General features: G+C 72.9%; 20 protein-coding genes and 1 riboswitch. Of the genes, 11 read left to right on the top strand and 9 right to left on the bottom strand.

Annotated elements, in window-relative coordinates; translation table 11 throughout:
- Positions 1 to 270 precede the first annotated feature (270 nt).
- Positions 271 to 918: a response regulator gene (locus tag ACIQCJ_RS03260; protein WP_391042790.1), complete on the bottom strand. Its 648-nt coding sequence runs from the start codon at positions 916 to 918 to the stop codon at positions 271 to 273.
- 11 nt (positions 919 to 929) lie between these two features.
- On the bottom strand, positions 930 to 2189 hold the full coding sequence (locus tag ACIQCJ_RS03255; protein ID WP_402710544.1) for a sensor histidine kinase: 1260 nt from the start codon (positions 2187 to 2189) through the stop codon (positions 930 to 932).
- A gap of 540 nt (positions 2190 to 2729) precedes the next feature.
- Between ACIQCJ_RS03255 and ACIQCJ_RS03250 the strand changes: the two genes are divergently transcribed.
- Positions 2730 to 3032, top strand: a complete 303-nt coding sequence (locus ACIQCJ_RS03250) for a hypothetical protein (protein ID WP_355336261.1) — start codon at positions 2730 to 2732, stop codon at positions 3030 to 3032.
- Between the two features lie 140 nt (positions 3033 to 3172).
- Positions 3173 to 3721, top strand: coding sequence for a hypothetical protein (locus ACIQCJ_RS03245; protein WP_402710543.1), 549 nt, complete (start codon positions 3173 to 3175; stop codon positions 3719 to 3721).
- Between the two features lie 106 nt (positions 3722 to 3827).
- On the opposite strand, the gene ACIQCJ_RS03240 is transcribed toward ACIQCJ_RS03245, so the two are convergent.
- Positions 3828 to 4901 (bottom strand): peptidoglycan DD-metalloendopeptidase family protein, encoded by a 1074-nt coding sequence (locus ACIQCJ_RS03240; protein ID WP_402710542.1) that lies wholly within the window; start codon positions 4899 to 4901, stop codon positions 3828 to 3830.
- A gap of 293 nt (positions 4902 to 5194) precedes the next feature.
- A riboswitch (cyclic di-AMP (ydaO/yuaA leader) is annotated at positions 5195 to 5367 on the bottom strand.
- A gap of 715 nt (positions 5368 to 6082) precedes the next feature.
- On the opposite strand from ACIQCJ_RS03240, the gene ACIQCJ_RS03235 reads away from it, so the two are divergent.
- The gene (locus tag ACIQCJ_RS03235; RefSeq protein WP_391159591.1) at positions 6083 to 6718 is read left to right on the top strand and encodes an N-acetylmuramoyl-L-alanine amidase; all 636 of its coding nucleotides are present in this window, start codon (positions 6083 to 6085) and stop codon (positions 6716 to 6718) included.
- A gap of 81 nt (positions 6719 to 6799) precedes the next feature.
- On the opposite strand, the gene ACIQCJ_RS03230 is transcribed toward ACIQCJ_RS03235, so the two are convergent.
- The 6 genes from ACIQCJ_RS03230 to ACIQCJ_RS03205 all read right to left on the bottom strand — a co-directional run bounded on the left by ACIQCJ_RS03230 (position 6800) and on the right by ACIQCJ_RS03205 (position 11702).
- Complete coding sequence (locus tag ACIQCJ_RS03230) at positions 6800 to 7735, bottom strand: hypothetical protein (RefSeq protein WP_402710541.1); 936 nt, start codon at positions 7733 to 7735, stop codon at positions 6800 to 6802.
- A gap of 459 nt (positions 7736 to 8194) precedes the next feature.
- A complete protein-coding gene (locus ACIQCJ_RS03225) occupies positions 8195 to 9475 on the bottom strand; it encodes a hypothetical protein (protein WP_402710540.1) in 1281 nt (426 codons plus the stop codon).
- Positions 9476 to 9606: 131 nt separating this feature from the next.
- Positions 9607 to 9918, bottom strand: coding sequence for a hypothetical protein (locus ACIQCJ_RS03220; protein ID WP_355336251.1), 312 nt, complete (start codon positions 9916 to 9918; stop codon positions 9607 to 9609).
- A 232-nt stretch (positions 9919 to 10150) separates the two neighbouring features.
- On the bottom strand, positions 10151 to 10555 hold the full coding sequence (locus tag ACIQCJ_RS03215; RefSeq protein ID WP_391042774.1) for a nitroreductase/quinone reductase family protein: 405 nt from the start codon (positions 10553 to 10555) through the stop codon (positions 10151 to 10153).
- Positions 10556 to 10668: 113 nt separating this feature from the next.
- Positions 10669 to 10869, bottom strand: a complete 201-nt coding sequence (locus ACIQCJ_RS03210; protein ID WP_355336247.1) for a hypothetical protein — start codon at positions 10867 to 10869, stop codon at positions 10669 to 10671.
- Between the two features lie 41 nt (positions 10870 to 10910).
- Positions 10911 to 11702: a hypothetical protein gene (locus ACIQCJ_RS03205; protein ID WP_402710539.1), complete on the bottom strand. Its 792-nt coding sequence runs from the start codon at positions 11700 to 11702 to the stop codon at positions 10911 to 10913.
- Positions 11703 to 12066: 364 nt separating this feature from the next.
- Between ACIQCJ_RS03205 and ACIQCJ_RS03200 the strand changes: the two genes are divergently transcribed.
- From ACIQCJ_RS03200 to ACIQCJ_RS03165, 8 genes are all read left to right on the top strand, one after another.
- Entirely contained in the window at positions 12067 to 12201 is a 135-nt protein-coding gene (locus tag ACIQCJ_RS03200; RefSeq protein ID WP_355336243.1) for a hypothetical protein, read from the top strand.
- Positions 12198 to 12287, top strand: coding sequence for a K(+)-transporting ATPase subunit F (kdpF, locus tag ACIQCJ_RS03195; RefSeq protein WP_188283652.1), 90 nt, complete (start codon positions 12198 to 12200; stop codon positions 12285 to 12287). Before ACIQCJ_RS03200 ends, kdpF begins: the two co-directional genes overlap by 4 nt.
- On the top strand, positions 12287 to 13951 hold the full coding sequence (kdpA, locus tag ACIQCJ_RS03190) for a potassium-transporting ATPase subunit KdpA (RefSeq protein WP_355336241.1): 1665 nt from the start codon (positions 12287 to 12289) through the stop codon (positions 13949 to 13951). Before kdpF ends, kdpA begins: the two co-directional genes overlap by 1 nt.
- Positions 13951 to 16119 (top strand): potassium-transporting ATPase subunit KdpB, encoded by a 2169-nt coding sequence (kdpB, locus tag ACIQCJ_RS03185; RefSeq protein WP_402710537.1) that lies wholly within the window; start codon positions 13951 to 13953, stop codon positions 16117 to 16119. The genes kdpA and kdpB overlap by 1 nt, the downstream gene beginning before the upstream one ends.
- 51 nt (positions 16120 to 16170) lie before the next feature.
- Positions 16171 to 16800, top strand: a complete 630-nt coding sequence (gene kdpC / locus ACIQCJ_RS03180) for a potassium-transporting ATPase subunit KdpC (protein WP_355336237.1) — start codon at positions 16171 to 16173, stop codon at positions 16798 to 16800.
- A 170-nt stretch (positions 16801 to 16970) separates the two neighbouring features.
- Entirely contained in the window at positions 16971 to 17330 is a 360-nt protein-coding gene (locus ACIQCJ_RS03175; RefSeq protein ID WP_391159444.1) for a CATRA system-associated protein, read from the top strand.
- A complete protein-coding gene (locus ACIQCJ_RS03170) occupies positions 17330 to 18952 on the top strand; it encodes a CATRA conflict system CASPASE/TPR repeat-associated protein (RefSeq protein ID WP_402710536.1) in 1623 nt (540 codons plus the stop codon). The genes ACIQCJ_RS03175 and ACIQCJ_RS03170 overlap by 1 nt, the downstream gene beginning before the upstream one ends.
- A gap of 8 nt (positions 18953 to 18960) precedes the next feature.
- Positions 18961 to 21690, top strand: a complete 2730-nt coding sequence (locus ACIQCJ_RS03165) for a CHAT domain-containing protein (protein ID WP_402710535.1) — start codon at positions 18961 to 18963, stop codon at positions 21688 to 21690.
- The last annotated feature ends 40 nt before the right edge of the window (positions 21691 to 21730 follow it).

Below are 21730 nucleotides of genomic sequence, written 5' to 3'. Positions count from 1 at the left end.
CCGGCCAGCCTCGGCCCCCGGGTCCGGGGCGGAAGCGGCGGCCCGCGGCAAAGACGTCCGTACTGCGTCATCGGAAGGCATACCTCCGACGCTAGGCACCCGCCTCGTTCACGGCCTCGGCCGACCGGCCAGACCCGCGGTCCGACCGGCCAGACCCGTCAACCCACCGACCGGCCCGTGCCGTACACCCACCGAGCGGCCCCGTACACCCACCGGCCCGCATCCCCGCCGGAGGCGCTACGGGACGGGACCGCCGCGAGCACCGCCCCCTCACTCCTCCCCCGCGTCATGCGCCAGCAACGCGAGCTGAATCCGGTTCTCGACCCCGGCCTTCCCCAGCGCGCTGGACAGATGCGCCTTGACCGTCCCGACCGACACATGCAGCCGCGCGCCGATCTCGGTGTTGGAGAGCCCTTCGGCGACGGCCCGGGCGACGTCGCGCTCGCGCTCGGAGAGGTCGGCGAGCCGCTGCCGGGCGGCGTCGGCGCGGGAAGAGGACCCGGTAGCCGCGTGGGCGATGAGGGCACGGGCGGCGGACGGCGACAGGACGGGTTCGCCGCGAGCCGCCCGGCGTACGGCCTCGACGATCTCCTCCGGCTCGGTGTGCTTGAGCAGATAGCCCGCCGCGCCCGCGCGTACCGCCTCCAGGACGGTGTCCTCGGCGCCGAAGGTGGTCAGCACGATGACCTGGGGCGCGGGGTCGCGCCCGGTGAGGGCGCGGGTGGCGGTGATGCCGTCCATGACCGGCATGCGGATGTCCATGAGGACGACGTCGGGACCGTGCTGCCGTACGGCCCCGGGTACGGCAGCGCCGTCCCCCACCTCGCCGACGACCTCGATGCCGTCGGCGCCGCGCAGCATCATCTTCAGCCCGGCGCGCACCAGCGGGTCGTCGTCGACCAGAAGTACCCGGATCATGCCGTCGCCCCTCACGCCTCGCCCTTCCCCCGCTGCCGGGGATCACGCGCTGATGTCGCGGGCCACGGTAGCCGTACCCGTACGGTGAACACGCCGTCAGCGCGGCCGTGTTCGAGGGTCCCGCCGTCCAGGGCGACGCGCTCGCCGAGGCCCACGAGACCGGTGCCGGAACCGGGGATCGGGCGCGGCGGCCCCGAAGTCGCCTCGTACGCCTGCGGGTTGGTCACCTCGACGGTGAGGTCCGCGCCGGGCGCGCCGCTCAGCCGTACGGTCACGGGTGAACCGGCCGCGTGCTTACGGGCGTTGGTCAGCGCTTCCTGCACCGCGCGGTAGGCGGTGCGCTGGGCCTGCGGGCGCAGGTCGGACGCGAGCGCGGCGTCCACGTCGTCGTGGAACTGCACGTCCTGGCCGGCCGCCCGCGCCTCGCCCACCAGTACGGCCACGTCCGCGAGCCGTGGCTGCGGCGCGGCCGTGCCCTCGTCCTCCGTCCGCAGCACGAGCAGCACTTCCCGCAACTCCTCCAGCGCCTGATGGGCGTTGTCCCGGATGACGCGGGCACTCTCCTCGATCTCTGCGGCGTCCAGCGCGGGGCCGCCGGCGCTCCTCGTCCGGTACGCCAGCGCGCCCGCGTGCACGGACAGCAGCGAGATGCGGTGCGCCAGCACATCGTGCATCTCCCGTGCGATGGCGGTCCGTTCGGCGCGGCGGGTGTCGGCGAGCCGCCGCGCGTGGTCGGCGCGCTCGCGTACCGCGTCCTCCCGCAGCCGGACGAGGAGTTGGCGTCGGCTGCGCAGGGCGCTGCCCGAGGCGAAGGAGACGAGGTAGTACGCCACCGAGAAGGCCGCCGCCGTCCAGTCGGTGCCGTGCGGGTCCGACAGCAGCAGCGCGTCCGGCACCGACGCGGCCACGAACAGTCCGAGCACCGGCAGCGAACGGCGCAGCGGCTCGTACAGCGCCAGGCTCGCCGTGATCACCATCCCGGCGCCGAACACGCTGTTGGACAGCGCCAACGCGGGTACGGCCAGCAGCGCCACGGCCATCGGGTACCGCCTGCGCCACCACAGCGACACGCACGCGAGCGCGCCGAGCGGCAGGTCGACCGCCTGGATCCACACCGGCCGGTCCTCGTGCTGCGCCGCGATGCCGTAGACCACCATGCCGACCAGTACGGCGAAGCAGAGCGCGGCCGCGTCCACGGCCCAGTCGCGGGGCGTACGGCCCTCCGGGCGGCCCTCGGTACGGCCCTCCGTACGGAGGTCGGCGTCGGTCATTCCCCGAGGGTAGGGGCGGCGGGGGTCTCGCCCGGGGAACCGTCCCCTGTCCGCCCTCGGGTGCCGGACGGCGGGGCGTGGTCGACGGGTGGGCGCTCATTGCCGCTGGGGCTGGTCCTCAAACGCCGGACGGGCTGATTCATGGCTTCTGGCACACCGCCAGCCTCGGCCTCCGTCCCCAAACGCCGGACAGGCTGATTCATGGCCTCTGGCACACCGCCAACCCCGGCTCCCGTCCCCAAACGCCGGACAGGCTCATTCATGGCCTCTGGCACACCGCCAACCCCGGCCTCCGTCCCCAAACGCCGGACAGGCTCATTCATGGCCTCTGGCACACCGCCAACCCCGGCTCCCGTCCCCAAACGCCGGACAGGCTCACTCACCGCTTCTGGCACAGCGCCAGCCTCGGCTCCCGTCCCCAAACACCGGACAGGGCGACTCGCCGCCTCTGGTCGCGGACCCCCTCGCGGCGGCGGCGGACGAGGGGCGGTTAGCCTCGGAGGCAAGGCTTCGGGGTTTGTGCGTGAGGAGGAGGACGGGATGGCTGGGGTTCCGGCGAGTGTGGTGGCGGCGGGCGGGCTGATCGGCGGCTACGGGGTGGCCCGGTGGACGCGGAAGCGGGCCCTTGGGGGCGTGGCCCTCGCGGCGGCGGGCACGCTCGCGGCCCGCGAGTGGCACGCGCGCTCGGGACCGGCGGTCGCCACGACGCTGACCACCGTCTACGTGGCCGCTTTCGCGGGTTCGCACCCTCTCGCCCGCAAGCTCGGCGCCTGGCCCGCCGTCTTCACCGTCGCCGGTGGCGTGGCCGCCGCGTCCTGGGCCGTGACGGGCCGACGCGGCTGAGAGCCGCGCGTATGAACGCCGAGGCGGGCGCCCCGTCCAGGGCGGTCGCGGGCCGACGCCGACATCGCCGTCGCCCCTGAGACCACGCCCCCGCCGTGACGGGCCCGCGCGGCTGAGAGCCGCGTGTTTGAATGCCGCGCATGGACGACGACGATGTCACGAGCGGCGGCGGGGCCGTCGGTTCCGGGTCGGCGCGGATATGGATCGGCGCGATCCCGTCGGTGGATCCGGACGGCGTGGAAGTGATTCTGGACCTCGATCTGGACTCGCCCGACCCGGCGGAGCGGATGATCCGTCTGCTGCTGAACCGGGGGCACGAGGGCGAGGAAGGCGTCTTCTATCTGCTGCCGGACGACCTCTCGGCGCGTTATGAGCGGATCGGCGAGCGGTTGGCCGTGACGGTGCTGTCGCACCGCGCGGTGCTGGACGCCGATCTGGGCGAGACGGACGAGTTGCGGACGCACCTCGCCGGGCTGGCCCGCGATCCGCTCGACGCCGACCGTCTGGTCCTGCTGCGGGGCGAGATCGTCACCGACTTCGTACCGGCGGTCCAGGACGACGGCGCGCAGCCGTTGCTCGTCATCGAGCACACCGATGCCGCCGCCACGCTGGCGGATGTCCTGCGCCAGTTCGACGAGGGCGAGACGGGTATCGCCGTGCTGTCGGCGACGCTGGACCGGAAGGGCTGACCGAGCGAGCCGCATGCCAACGGCCCTGGCGTCGGGGGGGAGCGCCAGGGCCGTCGGGGTTAACCGGAGGAGCGGTCCCGGGTGGAGCGGGACCGTCCCAGATGGTTCAGACGGCGATGTCGTGGGCGCGGAGCCAGACGGCCGGGTCGATGGGGGCGGCCCCGGCGGCGGGGCGAACCTCCAGGTGGAGGTGGGGGCTGGTGACGTTGCCGGTGGCGCCGACGCGCCCGATGGTGTCGCCGGTGATGACCTCGCCGGAGGTGACGACCATGGTGGAGAGGTGGCAGTACCACAGCTCGGTGCCGTCATCGAGGGTGAGGATCACGCGGTAGCCGTACGAGCCCGCCCACCCGGCCGAGGTGACCGTACCGGTGTGGATGGCGTGCACCGGGGTGCCGGTGGGAGCGGCGAAGTCCTGGCCGGAGTGGGTGTTGGCCCACAGGGAACTGGCCTCGCCGAAGCTGTCGGTGAGCGTGTACGAGGCGAGCGGCTTGAGGTACGAGACCGCGAGGTGGGCCAGGCGCTCGGACTCGGCCTTGGCGGCGGCCTCGGCATCGGCCTTGGCCTGTGCTTCCGCCGCGGCCTTCGCGGCGGCGGCCTGCTCGCGTACCTTCTGCGCGGCGGCTTCGCGGGCGGCCTGCTGGGCCGCCGCCTTCTCGGCCGCCTCGCGCTCGGCCCGCGCGGCGGCGTCCCGCTGCCGCGTGGCCTCGTCGATGATGCGGGCGCGCAGGACCTCACCGGGGTCGGTGGGCACGGGGGCGGCGGACGGCGCGACGTCGACGGAGGAGGCGGCCACGACGGCGGTCGGAGCCGTGGTCGAAACCGGCGCCAAGTCCGTGGCCGGAACCAAGTCCGTAGCCGGAGCCAAGTCGGGGTCCGGAGCCAAGTCTGTTGCCGGAGCCAAGTCCGTGGCCGTATCGGCGGCCGTGCTCACGGAGGTGTCGGGGGCCGACACCTCCCGTACCGCCGCGCCGAAGAAGTCACCGGCCGCCGCCGAGACGCCGGGGGAACCGGCGGGCGAGACCCCTGTCGAACTCGGGGGCAGGTCAGTGGAGTCGGGGAGTTCCGGCAGGTCCGGGACCGCTATGGGCGCGGGTACGGCGTCGGCCGCGACGGCCACGCCCCCGGCCCCTACGGCGGCCATCGCGGCGACGCCGAGGACGGTCGAGCCACGGGCCACGGAGCCGACGGAGCGCTGGCGCGGAAGCCGGTGACGGTTCGCGCCCTGAACGCCGTACGCTCCGTATCCGCCCTGCGCGCCCGCGGCACCGGCGTCGCCCTGGGCCGCGACGTACGCGGCGGCTTCGGCAGGGGCAGAGACACAGGCAGAGACAGAAGCAGAAGCAGTGGCTTCGGCAGAGGCGGCGGAATCCCCTGGAGAATTCCAGTCGTCCCACTCGCCGGGGGGATCGGCCGCTGGGGCCGCCGGGGCGGGAGCGTAGGCAGGCTGGTTGGACGCCACGCGGGCGCACTCCTTTCCTTCCTTGTCGCCTACCGGGTTAGCTGACGGGTTCGGAGCAGGAAGGTCTCCTACGGGCCTGGATGCTGCCCGATTCACCCCATTGGACCCCTCCCGTACGCCAGGGTGTGGCGAGCAGGAGGGCGGGTCCCCGGTTCCCGCGGACGGGATTCGGCAAGCGCGCGGTGCCGCCTCTGTGGCGGTGGTGACAACCGCGCTGCGTTATCGAACGTTAATAGAGCCGGGGTCGTTTTCCAAGCCGAATCAAAGAGTTGACGTCGGGAACCAAACGGTCACGGAGTGCGTGATACGGGTAAACCCGGCACCGGATGTGGCCGGGTAGTGATGTGAGTGTGTGTCAGTTGTTATGCACAGGGGGACGGTTCGATTACGTACGGTCAGGGCGCGGCGCCGATTCCGTGTGCACGGCTGTGTACGGCGTCGACCGACGGCCGGGGTCCGGCAGCCAAGCAACGGGCGGCGACGGGGCCGCCGCGGTCTCGCCACCGGTGTGGACCTCTGCCAATTCGCGAATCGCTTGGCAGGTCACGCACCCGGACCCCACCATGAGCAGGCCCCGTACTTCTGTCATGCACTCGTCCTCTCCATGACGCCCAAGGGAGCTTTTCATGGCACGCCCCAGCGACCCCCAAGTACCCGCGCCGTCAAGCCCGTTGAGCCCGGCCGGTGAATCCGGCCAGGTTGGGCGCGAAGTCGACGCCACGGGCACGCCCGGCGTGACGTCCACGGGTACGTCCGGGGGCACGCCCGGCGTGACGTCCACGGGTACGTCCGGGGGCACGCTCGGGGTTACGTCCTCGGGTACGTCCGGGGCCGTGTCCGGGGTCCCGGTCCCGTCCGGGGTCGTCTCCGGCGCCGAACCCACCGGCTCACCCGGGCGCATACCCGGCGCCCCCGCCGGGGTCCCGCTCGCGGCGGAGACGCCCACCCGGCGCTCGCTGCTGCGCGGCACCCTCGCCTTCGGGGCCGCCGTCACCGTCGGCGTCACGGCGGACCTGACGTCCGGGATCGGCCGCGCGTCGGCCGCCACCGTGGACTACCCGTCGGCCTCCTGGACCCCGGCCAGTTCCGGCAACTACACGGCGTCCAACCGTACTTCGACCTACCCGATCAACCTCGTGGTGATCCACGTCACCCAGGAGTCCTTCACCGACACCATCAGCCTCTTCCAGGACCCCTCCCACGCGGCGGCGGCCCACTACGTCGTCCGCTCGGGCGACGGCGCCATCGCCCAGTGCGTCCGCGAGCGCGATGTCGCCTGGCACGCGGGCAACTGGGACTACAACACCCGCAGCATCGGCATCGAGCACGAGGGCTGGGTCGACCAGCCCGCCTACTTCACCACCGCGATGTACCACTCCTCGGCCGCCCTCACCGCCGAGATCTGCGACAAGTACGGCATCCCCAAGGACCGCGACCACATCATCGGCCACGTCCAGGTCCCCGGCACCGACCACACCGACCCCGGACCCAACTGGGACTGGGTCCGCTACATCCGCCTGGTCAACGGCACCTGACGCCTCCGGCGCGGAATCGGCGCGGATTCGGCGCGGATTCGGCGCGGATTCGGGGGACGGTGCCCGAGCGCACGGCGGCCTTCACCTCGTGGACGTGGCCGCGTCCAGGGGAGGCAGGAGGTCGCCGTGGTGGAGGCGGAGGAGCCGGTCGTGGGCGGGGGTGAAGAGCGCGCGGCCGGTGTCCGGCGGTACGTCGCCGGGGGCGGCCGGCGGGGGGAGTGCGGTGGCCGGGAGGGACGTGTGGCCCGTCGCGCGCAGGAGGCGGGCGAGTGCCTCTTCGCGCGCGGGGCCCGCGAGTTCCTCGTCGGTGATCACGCAGACCGCCGGGTGGCGGAGGAGCCACTGGCTCCGGCGGGCCTCGTGCATGCCGGGGAAGCCGGGGTCGGTCAGCGCGAGGGTGATGCGGGCGTCCAGGGTCGGCAGGGCGGTGAGGATGTCGCGGTAGACGAGGTGTTCCGGCAGGGAGCCCACCTGGCCCTCGGGCCGGGTGAGGGCGCGGATCTGGCTGATGATCCGGTCGCGGATGTCCCGGTGGTGGAAGACGATCGGCGGCCGTCCGCCGGAGTGCCAGACGCGCAGAAGGTCGGCGTCGGCCCGGCGCAGGTCCAGGCCGGTGACGTACCAACAGCCCCTGCCCGGCAGCAGATCGAGCAGTTCGGCGGCGGGCAGCCGGGCCAGCCGGGCTTCGGCGCCGGGGTCCACAGGTGAGCCGTGCGTGACCGGCTGGCCCAGGCGCGTCCACCACACCCGCCACAGGGCGCTGACCGCCTCGTGAAAAGCGGGCTCCGCATTCGGGTTCGGACTCGGATTCGGGTTCAGCAGGCGGGCGGCCCTCTCGGGACCGTAGGCGGCCGTGAGCAGCGAATACACCTCGCCAGGACCGGGCTGCCGCGGCCCGGCCGACTGATCTCCGCTCATCGTGCCGAGCGAGGCATACCCGAGCGCGCCGGTGATCCCGGCCACCACCGGCGTCCCACTGCCCGGCAAAGACACGACGATCAAGTGGGCAGCGGACATGTAACTCTCCGAAGAAGTCGGGGCGGGCCGGGCTTGATGCCCGGCGATGAGCGCGCCATGGCGGGGGTACGTGGGCGCGTGGCGCTCACGGCCACGGGGCCCGGTCGCGGGTACGTGACCACCCGCGTGTGGCCGACCGGTATGCGGGCCGCACGGGAGTACGTTGCGCGTGGTGCACGCGGGTGCGCGGCCAAACGGTGGGTCGCCACCCGCGAGGGGCCACCCGTACGCGAGTCACACCGACGTACGTAGCGCGTGGTGCCCGCGCCCGCACCCGCGCGGCTGGTGCGGCCGTCCGATCGGAGCCACCCTGGGCGTGGCGCGCACGCACGCGTAAGGCCGCCGGGACACGGCCAGGCGTGCGGCGCACGGGGACGCGCGGGGCGAGGGGCGGTCGGCCGCCCGGGCGGACGGGACGGCCACGGACGGCGCGGGGGTACGCGGTCGGCGGTGTGGCGGTCACGCCGGAGTAGGTGGCGATCGGCGGTCGGCCGCCGGGTCAACGGAGCCGACCGGGCCGCCCGGCGTAAGGAGAAGGTCTTCGTATACGTGGTGGCGGCGGGCCGCGACGCGGTCGTGGAGCAGGGCGGCGGCGCGGGCGGGTTCTCCGGCGTCCGCGAGGGCGCGGGCGAGGGTGTCGTGGATGATCTCGCGCTCCACGCGCACCCCGCCGATCCGGTCCGCCGCCTCGCCCAGGTCGGCGAGGAGGTCGGCCGCCGCCCGGGGGCGGCCCGCGGTGATCTCCGCCAACGCCCGTACCACCGGTGCCAGTACGTCGCGGAACTCCGTGCGCGGGTCGGCGGCGGCGCGGCGGGCCAGGGCGTGCAGGTCGTCGGTCGCGGCCTCCACGGCCAGGGCGAGGGCGAGGTTGAAGGTGTGGAAGACCTCCGCCATGCCGCCCGGTCCGGCCAGCAACTCCCGTACGTGCGCGGGGTCGTTGCGCCCGGCCGGTTCCTGTCCGGCCAGCAGCAGGCGCCAGTTGGTCGCGGCCCGCATGCCGACGTCGGACCTGGACAGGGCCGCGTCCGCGCGGCGACGGGCGTCGGCGAAGTCGCCGCAGGCGATGGAGTGGAGCGCGGCGTGCCAGGTGAGATGGCGCGACTGCACCGCGCGCGGGTCCGCCGCGAGCCACGCGTCGAGGAATTCCGTGCCCGCCCGCCCGGTGCCCAACTCGTGCTCGGCGTGGGCGAGAGCGTGGGCGGCGACACCCGAGCGCGGGCAGATTTCCAGGGCGCGTACCGCGAGGCGGTGGGCGTCGCGTACCCGCCCCTGCTCGGCGCGGGCGGCGGCCAGCCAGCTCGTCCAGGGCCAGTTGGCGGGGCCCGCGAGGGCGGCCTGTTCCTCGACGAGGGCTTCGCCCCGCGCGCGTCCGGCCGGGTCCGCGTCCGCGGCGAAGGCGCCGAGCATGAGCCCGGCGACCTCGTCGGCCGGCCACCGGGCGAAGTGCCCCACCAAGTGGTCCGCGGTGAGCGCGTACTGCCGGTGCGTGAAGAGGAACACGCCGTACACCACGCTCGCCTCGCGCTCGCCGGCCGCCTGCGCGTCGCGGTACGCGACGGCCAACTCCGCCTTCAGCTCCGCGTCGCCGAGACCGTCGCCGGTCGCCAGGGTGAGCAGCGCACGGGCCAGGCCGCAGTCCGGTTCCGAGGCCGCCCACCGGCGGAGCGACGGCAGCGCCTGCCCGCTGAGGGCGAGCAGTTCGGCCACCGCCCGGTCGCCGGGCGCGGCACTCGCGGCCACACCCGTACCGACACCCGGCGCAGCGCACGTACCCACGCCCGTACCAACGCCCGCCACCGTAACCACCGTTGTGCCCGCCGTTGCCGTCATCCGACCGGTCGCCGCTCGCCGCTCCGCCGCTCCCGCCCGGGTCAGACGGACGACATGAAGACGGCGGTGCAGACGATCCCGCTGCCGCCGCAGTGGTTGCGCGGCAGGCTGAGCGGCAGACCGGTCTGGTTGCCGCCGCCCACCCCGCTGCCCGCGACCGTCGCGCCCGCCGACCGTACGCCGTGGTCCTGGTTGACGCAGGCGTTGCCGAACACCGCGTCGCCGACCCCGAGGACGCTCGCGTGCGCGACACCGGCCGGAAGCAGCGCCGCTCCCGCGACCGCGCCCAGCACGGCGGCCCGCGCGCCCAGCTTGCCCACGCCGCCGACCATGTCCCGCACCTCTGCGCCCATCACGTTCCTCCTTGGTCCGGGACCGAGTCCCGCCGCTGATACCGCCCATGCCCGCCGCATATTCGCGGGGCCACACCCTGGTCAACGAGCCACCGCCGGAACTGACACGCAGCGGCGGCGATCACGGAACACCCCGAAGGACGCTCGTCGGGCCTCGGCGGCGCGGGCCTGAAATCCAGCGGGCCAACGGCTCAGCGGCTCAGCGCCCTAGCGACTCAGCGCCCTAGCGACATCAGCGGCTCAACGTGATGACCGGAATCGTGCGCCCCGCACGCTGCTGGAAGTCCGCGAAGAAGGGCGCCGCGCGCAACTGCTGCGCCCAGAGCCGGTCGCGTTCCGCGCCCTCGGTGATGGTGGCCGTGACGTCGAAGGACTCGGTGCCGACCTCGACGTGGGCGGCGGGGTCGGCGCGGAGGTTGTAGAACCAGTTGGGGTGAGTGGGACGGCCCCCGTTGGCGGCGAAGACGACGAGGTCCGGGCCGTCCGTGGCGTAGGCCATCGGGGAGGTGAGGCGGCGGCCGGTACGGGCGCCGGTGGTGGTGAGGAGCAGCAGAGGGAGACCTCCGCCGCCCAACTGGCCTCCGTTGGCGCGGAATTGGTCAATGATTAACTGATTGCGCTCGACTCGCTCTGACACCGGCCCGGTCCTCCAGGATGTCGCCGACGCCCCCGTTGGGCGTTACGCCGGGTCCGAACCTACCCGCACCGACACGTCCGCCGTGGGCCGTACGGCCGACGGCCTCGTATCGGCTACGACCACGTGTCCGCGTCGCCGCCGACCCACTGGATCAGGTCGGTCTCCTCGACCTCTATGTCGTCCAGACCGGCGCGGCGGAGGAATTCGACGAGGTCGGCTATGCGGTGGGCGCGGCCCACGTCGGTGCCGCGGATGGTGACCCGCCGCCCGCCGCCGGGGCCCGGCGGGTGCACGGTGATCGGCGGAGTGTCCATGACACCAGCCTGCCCCGCCTGCCCCGGGTCCGCACCCCGGATCAGCCGCGACCCGACCGGCCCGGCCCGCCGCCCGACCCCGGACCCGGCTCCCGCCCCGATTCCGCGCCCGATTCCAAACCCGATTCCGCGCCCGGTTCCGGTCCCGGCTCCCGCCCCGCGCCCCCTGCGGCCTCGTCCGCCAGTCCGTCCAGCACCGGCAGCCCCGCGACCAGCAGCCCCCTGCCGTACGACCGCCGCCCGCCCGCCTCCAGCAGGCGCCACAGGCCGGGGTTGGCCGCGAGCACGCGCGGGTCGAAGGCGGCGCGCCCGCCCTCGGCGTCGATGAGGAGGAGCCGGGGGGTGCGGCCGGGGAAGAGGTGGATACGGACCAGGCGGTCGGTACGGACGCGGTGGCCGCGCAGCACGCCCCGCACCCGGAGCCAGCCGTCACCCGCCGTGACCAGGGGCGGACACAGCGCCCCGAAGACGGCGGCGGCCAGCGCGGTCCAGAACGCGGCCCGCACGGGGTCGAGGGTGCCCAGCGCCCAGTCCGCCGCGGTCAGCGCGGCGAGCAGGCCGCCCGCCACCCCGAGGGCGACCCGGAATCCGGCGCGCCACCCGTGGTCGTACGCCGTCGCGGGCCGATGGACGCGCACCTGACCGGGCAGCCGCCCGTACGCGGATACGTGCGCTGATACGTGCGCGGCGCCGCGCGGGCGCGGGCGTCCGTACGCCGAACCGGGCCCGTACCCGGCCGCGGGCCCGTACCCGTGCCCGGCCGCGGGCGCGTGCCCGGCCGACACCGGGGAAGCCCCCGACCGCGCCGTCTCGACCGCCTCGCCGTATCCCATGTCTCCGACGCTACGAGCGTCCGGCGGCCCCGTACCGACCGCTGACGTGGCCCTGACGCCCCCGCCCGCGGTCTTGACGCGACCCTGACGCCACGCCGCCGCGCCCCCCGCGGCCCCGACGCCAGCCCGCCGCGCCCACACGACCGCGACCCCGCGACCCCGCGACCCCGACGCCAGCCCGCCGCCGCCGCTCACCCGGCTGCCGTAATCGTTCGCGCGCCGCCCCGCTGACCTGCGGCGCGGCCGTACACCCCGGCAGAGCCCGGCAGGACACGGCCTGCGCCGTCAAGACGGTGTCAACGTGGCCGTCCGCCGCGCCAGGGAAGCGTTAACAGCGCCGGACGGGCCCCGGTCAGGCCGTCTCATGAGCGATGTCCTTCCGTTCACCTCTCCACACGATCCGGGGTTCTCGCCCATGTCCGATGTTGTCTTCGTCCTCGTGACGGTCGCGGTGTTCGCCGTGCTCGCCCTGGTGGTCAAGGGGGTCGAGAAGCTGTGAGCGCCGAGAACGTCGTCGGCCTCGTCGTGGCTGCCTGCCTGCTCGTCTACCTCGTGCTGGCCCTGATCTTCCCGGAGAAGTTCTAGTGAACGACACTCTCGCGGGCTGGCTCCAGATCACCGTCCTGATCGCGGCACTGGCGCTGTCCTACCGCCCGCTGGGCGACTACATCGCCCGCATCCTCACCACCGCCAAGCACCTGCGCGTCGAGCGCGGCATCTACCGGCTCGGCGGCGTCGACGGCGACGCGGACCAGAAGTGGTCGGCGTATCTGCGGGGCGTGCTGGCGTTCTCCGTGGTGTCCGTGCTCTTCCTCTACGCCTTCCAGCGGCTTCAGAACCACCTGTTGCTGTCACTGGGCTTCGCGCCGGTCAAGGCCGACCAGGCGTTCAACACGGCCGCCTCGTTCGTGACGAACACCAACTGGCAGTCGTACTCGGGCGAGGTGACGATGGGTCACCTGGTCCAGATGACGGGTCTGGCGGTGCAGAACTTCGTGTCGGCCGCCGTCGGCATCGCCGTGGTCGCCGCCCTCATCCGCGGCTTCACGCGCCGCAGGACGGACCGGGTCGGCAACTTCTGGGTGGACCTGACGCGGATCGTCGTACGGCTGCTGGTGCCGATGGCGTTCGTCTTCGCGATCGTGCTGGTCGCGGCGGGCGCGGTGCAGAATCTGCACGGCGTCCACGAGATCACCACACTGATCGGCGACAAGCAGTCGATCACCGGCGGTCCCGTGGCCTCGCAGGAGGTCATCAAGGAACTGGGCACCAACGGCGGCGGGTTCTACAACGCCAACTCCGCCCACCCCTTCGAGAACCCCAACGGGATCTCCAACATTCTGGAGATCTACCTGCTGTTGGTGATCTCCTTCTCGCTGCCGCGCACCTTCGGCAAGATGGTCGGCGACCACCGCCAGGGGTACGCGATCCTCGCCGTGATGGGTCTGATCTGGGCCGCGTCGGTGGCGCTCATCACCGTCAACGAGCTGCACAGCGTGAGCAGTTCGGCCGGTCACGCGGCGGGCGGGATGATGGAGGGCAAGGAACAGCGGTTCGGGATCTGGGCGTCGACGCTCTTCGCGGCCTCGACCACGCTGACCTCGACCGGCGCCGTCAACTCCTTCCACGACTCGTTCTCGCCGGGCGGCGGCGGCATGACGATCTTCAACATGATGCTCGGTGAGATCGCGCCCGGCGGTACCGGCTCCGGTCTCTACGGCATCCTGATCCTCGCGGTCATCGCGGTGTTCGTGGCCGGGCTGATGGTCGGCCGCACGCCGGAGTACCTGGGCAAGAAGCTCGGCGCGCGCGAGATGAAATTCGCGTCGCTGTACATCCTGGCCACGCCCGCGGTCGTCCTGATCGGCACCGGTACGGCGATGGCGCTGCCCGGCGAGCGCGCCGCGATGCTCAACTCCGGTCCGCACGGCTTCTCCGAGGTGCTGTACGCCTTCACCTCGGCCGCCAACAACAACGGCTCGGCGTTCGCGGGCCTCAGCGTCAACACCGAGTGGTACAACACCGCGCTCGGTCTGGCGATGCTCTTCGGCCGCTTCCTGCCGATGATCTTCGTGCTGGCGCTGGCCGGTTCGCTCGCCGGACAGCAGCCGGTGCCCGTCACCGCGGGCACGCTGCCCACCCATCGGCCGCAGTTCGTCGGCCTGCTCACGGCCGTGATCATCGTGGTCGTCGGCCTCACCTACTTCCCCGCACTCTCGCTGGGCCCGCTCGCGGAAGGTCTGCACTGATGTCCGTCACCACTGACAGGCCGCCGTCCCCCTCGGGGGGCCACGGCGCCGCGGCGGCGCAGCCGTCGCACCGGATCTCCGGCGGGCTGCTCGATCCCAAGCAGTTGCTGATCTCGCTGCCCGACGCGTGCCGCAAGCTCGACCCGCGTGTCATGGCCAGGAACCCGGTCATGTTCGTGGTCGAGGCGGGCGCGGTGCTGACCACGCTCTCCGCGATCAAGGACCCGAGCATCTTCGCCTGGGTGATCACCGCGTGGCTCTGGCTGACCGCCGTCTTCGCCAATCTGGCGGAGGCCGTCGCCGAGGGCCGCGGCAAGGCGCAGGCGGAGACGCTGCGGCGTACGAAGACCGAGACGGTGGCGCGTCGGCTGGCCAACTGGAGTCACGGGCAGGGCACTTCCGCCGCGGGGTCCGCGGGGGCGGTCGCCGAGGAGCCCGTGCCCGCCGCCGAACTCCGGCTCGGCGACCACGTGGTGGTCGAGGCCGGGCAGATCATCCCCGGCGACGGTGACGTCGTCGAGGGCATCGCGTCGGTGGACGAGTCCGCGATCACCGGTGAATCGGCTCCCGTCATCCGGGAGTCGGGCGGTGACCGGTCGGCGGTGACGGGCGGCACCCGCGTGCTGTCCGACCGTATCGTCGTCAAGATCACCTCCAAGCCGGGCGAGACGTTCATCGACCGGATGATCGCCCTGGTCGAGGGCGCGTCACGGCAGAAGACGCCGAACGAGATCGCGCTGAACATCCTGCTGGCCTCGCTGACCGTCGTGTTCCTGCTGGCCGTCGTCACGCTCCAGCCGATGGCGATCTACGCGGGCGCCGAGCAGTCCATCGTGATCCTCGTCGCGCTGGTCGTGGCGCTCATCCCGACCACCATCGGGGCGCTGCTGTCAGCGATCGGCATCGCGGGCATGGACCGGCTGGTGCAGCGCAATGTGCTGGCCATGTCGGGCAGGGCCGTCGAGGCGGCGGGCGACGTCAACACCCTGCTGCTGGACAAGACCGGCACCATCACCCTCGGCAACCGGCAGGCCGCCGAGTTCCTGCCGCTGGGCGGCGCCGACATCGGCCGGCTGGCCGACGCGGCGCAGCTCTCGTCGCTGTCGGACGAGACGCCCGAGGGACGGTCCGTCGTGGTGCTCGCCAAGGAGCGGTACGCGCTGCGCGCGCGGGCCGAAGGGGAGCTGCCGCACGCGGAGTTCGTGCCGTTCACGGCGCAGACCCGGATGAGCGGCGTCGACCTCGTCGAGGACGGCGGCCAGCGGTCGCTGCGCAAGGGCGCGGCCTCCGCCGTCATCCGGTGGATCCGCGACGCGGGCGGACAGCCGGGCCCCGAGGTCGGCGAGATCGTGGACGGCATCTCGGCGAGCGGCGGCACACCGCTGGTCGTCGGCGAGATCGTGCACCGCGACGGCGGGACGACCGCGACCGTGCTCGGCGTGATCCACCTCAAGGACGTCGTCAAGGCCGGGATGCGCGAACGCTTCGCGGAGCTGCGGACGATGGGCATCCGCACGGTGATGATCACCGGCGACAACCCGATGACGGCCAAGGCCATCGCGGAGGAGGCGGGCGTGGACGACTTCCTCGCCGAGGCCACCCCCGAGGACAAGATGGCGCTCATCAAGCGTGAGCAGGCGGGCGGCAAGCTCGTCGCGATGACCGGCGACGGTACGAACGACGCGCCCGCGCTCGCGCAGGCCGACGTCGGCGTGGCCATGAACACCGGCACCTCGGCCGCCAAGGAGGCCGGGAACATGGTGGACCTGGACTCCAACCCGACCAAGCTGATCGAGATCGTCGAGATCGGCAAGCAACTGCTCATCACCCGTGGCGCGTTGACGACCTTCTCGATCGCCAACGACGTGGCGAAGTACTTCGCGATCATCCCCGCGATGTTCACCGTCGCCTATCCGGGCCTGGACAAGCTCAACGTCATGGGCCTGCACAGCCCGCAGTCGGCCATCGCCTCCGCGATCATCTTCAACGCGCTGATCATCGTCGCGCTGATCCCGCTCGCGCTGCGCGGTGTCCGCTACCGGCCGTCGTCCGCCGCCGCCCTGCTCAACCGCAACATCTGGGTCTACGGACTCGGCGGCCTCGCCCTGCCGTTCATCGGCATCAAACTCATCGACCTGATCATCCAGTTCATCCCCGGACTGCGCTGACCGCCGCCTCCGGGCGAGCGACACCTCTTCACGAAAGGAAGGTGCGACACGATGTTCACGTTCCACTCCAGCGCGGTCCGCAGGCACCTCTCGGCGCTCCGCGTCCTGCTGCTGATGACCGTGATCGCGGGGATCGTCTACCCGCTGGCCGTCACGGGCGTCGCCCAAGTCGCCTTCAGCGACCGGGCGAACGGCTCCGAAGTCACGCAGAACGGCCAGGTCGTCGGGTCCCGGCAGATCGGGCAGAGCTTCGACCTGCCGAAGAAGAACCCCGACGACGCCGACGAGGCGGCCCGTCCGGACCCCAAGTGGTTCCAGCCGCGCCCGTCGGCCGGCGGCTACGACCCGCTGGCCTCGGGCGCGTCCAACCTCGGCCCCAACGACCCGGGCCTGGTCAAGACGATCGAGCAGCGCCGCAAGGACGTCGCCGCCTTCGACGGTGTCGACCCGGCCTCGGTCCCGGTCGACGCGGTGACCGCCTCCGGCTCCGGCCTGGACCCGGACATCTCGCCCGCGTACGCGTACGAGCAGGTGAACCGGGTCGCCAAGGCCCGCGGGCTCTCCGCGGACGCGGTACGCGAGCTGGTGGCCGACCATGTGTCGGGGCGCGAGCTGGGCTTTCTCGGCCAGAAGCACGTCAATGTCCTCGACCTCAATCGCGCGTTGGCGTCGCGGCACTGAACCCGTGGCGATCGGCGTACAGAGATCCGTATCGAGATCCGTACCGAGATCCGCGGAGAGATCCTTCCGGGTATTTCCCGGGTGCGCCGTCAGCCCTCCGGTATACGCTTCCGCCGAAACGGATGCGCGTGCCGGGGGGCTTTCGCATTCTCGGGGCAGGGGGGAGGGCCATGACGGACCGGCTCAGTGTGCGGAGCGTTCTCGGGCGGGTCGAGGCCATTGAGGACTGGCTGCTGACCTCGGAGGAATGGGGTGCGGTGGGGGCCGCGCTGGACGCGTTGAGTACGGCGCTGGCGGACGGGAGCGAGGAGGGCGTGCGCGACGCGCTCGGCGCGCTCCAGAGGCTGGAGGAGTCGCGGCGCGCGCTGGCGCGTCCCGGCCCGGTGAAGTCCTTCATCCCGCAGCGGCAGCGCGAGCAGCGCAACATCCTGGTGCGGCGGCTCACGTTGGACCTGAGCAGCGAGGACCGGGGCCCGGCGGCCGGGCCTTCGACGGGCGGCGGCCCCTCGTCGACCGGCCCCGCCGCCTGATGCGCGGCATCGTCAAACCGGCCCTGCTCATCGCCTGCTTCGCCCCCACCGCTTCCGCCGACGACGAATCCGCACACGCCTATCTCAACGATCTCTGGCAGGCGTGCCGAGCGCTCGGCATGACATCGCCGATTACCGGACTTCCGTTTCACGCGGCCCGCTTACCGGCCATTCCCGGCCATACGAAGGACCTGGAAATCCTCGCGGCGGCCGAACGCGGCGGCGCGACCTCCGTTCACTCCGCCTTCGTCTTCGCGGAACACGACAGCGTTGGCCTGATCGCGCTGCTCGCCCCGAATGACACCCATTCCGGCCTCGAACAGTGGAATGACCTGCTGACCGAATGGAACACGGCGGTCGCGAGCACCGGACGGCCGGGCGCCGGGCCCCCGCCGGACGGAATCCTCGGCGAATTCCGCGTCTTCGAGGCATTGCGCCGGCGCACTGTCGGCGTGAACGACCAGACGGTGTGCGAGGAGATACGCCGGTACGGCCCGCCGGTGCCGGGACCGGGTTCCGTCAGCGGTACGGGGTCGGTCAGCGGTACGGGTTCGGGCGGCACGGGTTTCGGCGCTACGGCCTCGGGCTCGGGCCGCGACGGCGCCTGGTGGCGCGGCTTCGACCGTACCGACGACGGCTTCGACGTGTGGCGGCCCGAGGAGGACCCGGCGCACGACGCCGTCTCCCACCTCTACGTGCTCGCCCCGGCCGCGCTGGAGGCCGAGTTGGACGCCTGGGCCTGGGCCGTGGACGGCGAGAGCGGACTGCGGCCGCTGACCCGCTATCTGCTGCACGCCTCGAAACTGCGGTACGAGGCACGGCAGTACGCGGCCGACGAGCCGGTGCACGTACGGGTGGAAGTGAGTGAGCGTCATACGCGCGAGCTGCTACGGGAGTTGGAGCCCGCGGCTTCCGGGCAGCCGATCGCGCTCGGCCGGGTGCTGCGCGCGGCGGCGCTGCTGGACGGGACGCAGCTCGGCGCGCAGGGCATGACGTGGACGATCACCGGGCTGCGGCAGTTGAGCCGTACGGTCGCCATCGCCGCCGCCAACATGCGCATCCACGCGCCCGTCGTCCACCGCCGGGGCCCGGGCGCGTCCTGGCCCGAGGCCGACCTCGCGGCGGCCGAGGCGCTGATCGCGCAGGCCGAGAGCGACCAGGTGTATCTGGAGACGACGCGCGAACGCGCCGAGGCGGCACGGGCGTTGGCGACCACCATCGTGGACCGCGCCTTCGACGACCGGCGCGGGAAGCTGACGCTCATCCAGGGCTCGGTGCTGGGCGCGGCGGCCACCGCGCTCGCCGCCGTCCAGTCGTTCTCGTACCACGTACCGCTCTCCCGCTTCCTCCAGTCCCCCACCATCGCCGTGCTCACCGCGCTCGCCCTGGCGCTGCCGCTGACCGTGCTGCGCTGGGCGGGGGTCAGGGCGACCACCTCGTACGCGTGGCTGGTCAGTTGGGCGGCCGGGCTGGTCGGCGCGTCCCTGTGCTGGCTGGTGACCGTCCTGGTCCGCCGCCACCTCGATCTCGGACCGCTCCCCGTCGCCGTGACACTGCCCTGCGCCGTGGTGTCGGGGCTGATCGCGTACGGCGCATCCCGCTGGCTCACCCGACGGCACTGAGGTTTCCCATGACATCCGCGTCACCCTCCCCAGAAGGCGCCTTAGGCCCGGCGTCCCGCCCCGCCCCCGCCCCCGGCGGCCGATCCGCCTCCTCCGCCATCCGCGCCTTCGTCGAGACGCTGGACGTCGAGGACCTGATCACCCGCTTCGACGTCGACTTCGACATCCCCATGCGCCAGTCCGACGCCGTCGGCATGCTGCGGCTCGCGTCCCGCCCCGCCCCCGCCCCCGGCGGCGGCACGCGGACGACCGCGCGGCGCGTCGGCGCGTACTGGTGCGAGATCGTCCGGGCGGACATGGCGTACGAGCCGCTGACCGGCCTGCAGCTCATCGACGCGTCCAGGGCCGACGCCGAGGGGCTCCTGGCGCGCCTGGCGCAGGCGCCCGACGAGTTCGCCTCCTACGCGGTGGCCCGCTGGTACGACGGCGTCGGCCGTATCCGGTACCGGCTGGGCGACTTCACCCCGGCCAGGATCGCCTTCGGTACGGCCGTGCGCACGGCTGTGACGGCCGGGCTGTGGTGGGTGCTGCCCGACCTGCGGAGCAATCAGGCGCGCGCCGCCTTCGAGGAGCGCAGCCAGACCGCGCGCGACCGCCCGGGAGGCACCGACGCGCACGGTCTCGTACCGGAGCTGGAGGCGCTGTGCGCCGATGTCCGCGCCGGTCTGGCGGAGTTCGGGATCGCACTGCCCACCTCGCCCGACGCGCCGCCCCGGCACCGGGAGTTCCTGCGCGGCTACGCGAACGCCCTGCACAATCTGGCGACGGCGGTACGGCAGGACGGCGACGCGGGCCGGGCGCTGGAGGTCATCGGCGAGTCGCTGGTCGTCAGTCGGGCCCTCGGCGACTCCTACCGGGTCGCCCAGTCGGCGAATCTGAGCGCGCAGTGCGACCCCGCGAACGCCGTCGCGTACTACGAGGACCTGCTCGACCAGCCCTGGGCGCGCGGTGCCCGGATCGCCCGGCAGAATCTCGCGATCAGGAGGGGCGGCCCCGAGGGGCTGGCCGAACTGGCGGCGCTGCTGGACGAGTTGGAGCAGGACGACAGCGGTATCGGCCGGCAGACCGGGATGGACGTCGACTTCTACGCGTACACGGTGCGCGGCTACGCGCGGGTGGCGGGGCAGCTCCCCGAGGACAGCCGTCCCGCCGACGTCCTTGACCGCCGTCTGACGATGGCCAGGACCGTACGCGGCGCGGTCGCGCTGCCGGTCTACAAGCGGGCCTACGCGCGGCACATGCGGCCCGCGTACCTCCAGGCCATCGCGGCGCGGGTCGAGACGGGCGACGGGTCGCGGGAGAATCTGGAGCAGATCCTGTCGCTGGTCGAGGAGTCCTCGGGGCGTGAACTGCTCGACCTGCTCGGCTCCTCACGGCCGCCGCTGCTCGCGCCGCCGACGGACCGTCAGGCGGGGGCCGAGGCAGGCGAGTCCGGGGCGGAGCCGCCGCCTGGCACGGGGCGGCGCGCCGCTCCCGGCACCCTGGCGGACGAGGAGGCGGAGCGGCTGCGGACGCTGATCGTGCGGCGCGAGCAGGAGTACGAGGAGTGGTTCCTCCAGCACCCGCTCACCTCGGTCACGCACGACGAGGACATCGCCCACCAGCTCGTGCAGTACACCCTCAACCACCAAGGGTCCTGTGTGGTGCGGTACTTCAGCTACGTGGCGCCGGACGGGGTGCGCCGCGACGGCGGCGCGGGTGCCGCCGTCGCGGACCGGCTCGGGGTCATGGTGTGCCGCGACGGCCTGCTGACGCTGCTGCCCGCCGTCCCGTACGACGACGTGACCGCGCTGGCGCGGGAGGTGACCGCCGACCTGGAGGCGGGCGCGCCCGGCGCCGAGACCTGCCACCGGATCTGGGACCTGCTGATCGCGCCGGTCTGGGAACACGCCACGCGCGGCGGCCCGTTGACGCATCTCACGATCGTCCCGACCGACGACCTCTTCGCGATGCCGCTGCATGTCGCGACCGAGCGCGGCGACGCCCGGCCGCTGGCGGCGCGCGTACCGCTGTCGCACTCGGTGAGCGTCGCGGCCTTCGTGACCCGTGGACGGCACCTGCTCAAGCGGCAGTTGGCGGAGCGGGACGACGATCTGGCGGCGCTGCTGGTGACCGACGCGCACGCGACGGGCCGCGAGGTCGTCGGCACCGGCTGGCCGCCGGACCACATCGTGCTGGCCGGTGACGTCTTCGGCGGCTTCCCCGACCCCACGACGGCCCCCGGCGCCGCGCAGCGGCACCCGGCCGACTGGTCGGGGGTGGCGGCGCTCGTGGAGTGCAAGCCCGAGTTCTTCGTCTACGCCGGGCACGGCACGTACGTGGACACCGCCGAGGGCGCGGGGCCGCTGCTCAACCTCGGCCAGGAGGACGTCCTCACGCAGTTCGACCTCGCCCTGCACCTGAGCCTGCCGCGCAACAAGCTGACCGTGCTCGGCGCGTGCCTCGCGGGCCAGGGCATGCGCTCGGACGGCGGCGACGTCCTGGGCTTCATGCGGTCGCTGATGGTCAGCGGCGCGGGCGCGATCGGCGTCCCGCTGTGGAAGGTCCTCGACACCACGATGGTCGCCACCGTGCGCGCCCTGCTGCGCGAGAGCCGCCGCGTGCTGGGCCCCGGTCCGGCCGGCACCGGCGTCTTCGACGTGGTCGAGGCCCTGCACCGGCACTACCGGCAGGACATCGAGACGTACGACGGGCTCGCCGCGCGCGTCGAACGCCTGCCGCTGGCGCTGTACTTGTGAATCTATGATCGGGCCAGGCGACGGCCGGCAGGCCGCCGAT

It is taken from the genome of Streptomyces sp. NPDC093221 (assembly GCF_044753885.1).
Taxonomy (GTDB): domain Bacteria; phylum Actinomycetota; class Actinomycetes; order Streptomycetales; family Streptomycetaceae; genus Actinacidiphila.
Note: the sequence above shows the minus strand (reverse complement) of the source record. Positions and strands in the feature narration are given on the sequence as shown.

What these genes read in the sequence shown, in the direction of transcription:
- ACIQCJ_RS03260 (WP_391042790.1), bottom strand. Translation starts at nt 918, where the DNA reads ATGATCCGGGTACTTCTGGTCGACGACGACCCGCTGGTGCGCGCCGGG.
- ACIQCJ_RS03255 (WP_402710544.1), bottom strand. Translation starts at nt 2,189, where the DNA reads ATGACCGACGCCGACCTCCGTACGGAGGGCCGTACCGAGGGCCGCCCG.
- ACIQCJ_RS03250 (WP_355336261.1), top strand. Translation starts at nt 2,730, where the DNA reads ATGGCTGGGGTTCCGGCGAGTGTGGTGGCGGCGGGCGGGCTGATCGGC.
- ACIQCJ_RS03245 (WP_402710543.1), top strand. Translation starts at nt 3,173, where the DNA reads ATGGACGACGACGATGTCACGAGCGGCGGCGGGGCCGTCGGTTCCGGG.
- ACIQCJ_RS03230 (WP_402710541.1), bottom strand. Translation starts at nt 7,735, where the DNA reads ATGTCCGCTGCCCACTTGATCGTCGTGTCTTTGCCGGGCAGTGGGACG.
- ACIQCJ_RS03220 (WP_355336251.1), bottom strand. Translation starts at nt 9,918, where the DNA reads ATGGGCGCAGAGGTGCGGGACATGGTCGGCGGCGTGGGCAAGCTGGGC.
- ACIQCJ_RS03210 (WP_355336247.1), bottom strand. Translation starts at nt 10,869, where the DNA reads ATGGACACTCCGCCGATCACCGTGCACCCGCCGGGCCCCGGCGGCGGG.
- ACIQCJ_RS03205 (WP_402710539.1), bottom strand. Translation starts at nt 11,702, where the DNA reads ATGGGATACGGCGAGGCGGTCGAGACGGCGCGGTCGGGGGCTTCCCCG.
- ACIQCJ_RS03200 (WP_355336243.1), top strand. Translation starts at nt 12,067, where the DNA reads ATGAGCGATGTCCTTCCGTTCACCTCTCCACACGATCCGGGGTTCTCG.
- kdpB (WP_402710537.1), top strand. Translation starts at nt 13,951, where the DNA reads ATGTCCGTCACCACTGACAGGCCGCCGTCCCCCTCGGGGGGCCACGGC.
- kdpC (WP_355336237.1), top strand. Translation starts at nt 16,171, where the DNA reads ATGTTCACGTTCCACTCCAGCGCGGTCCGCAGGCACCTCTCGGCGCTC.
- ACIQCJ_RS03175 (WP_391159444.1), top strand. Translation starts at nt 16,971, where the DNA reads ATGACGGACCGGCTCAGTGTGCGGAGCGTTCTCGGGCGGGTCGAGGCC.
- ACIQCJ_RS03170 (WP_402710536.1), top strand. Translation starts at nt 17,330, where the DNA reads ATGCGCGGCATCGTCAAACCGGCCCTGCTCATCGCCTGCTTCGCCCCC.
- ACIQCJ_RS03165 (WP_402710535.1), top strand. Translation starts at nt 18,961, where the DNA reads ATGACATCCGCGTCACCCTCCCCAGAAGGCGCCTTAGGCCCGGCGTCC.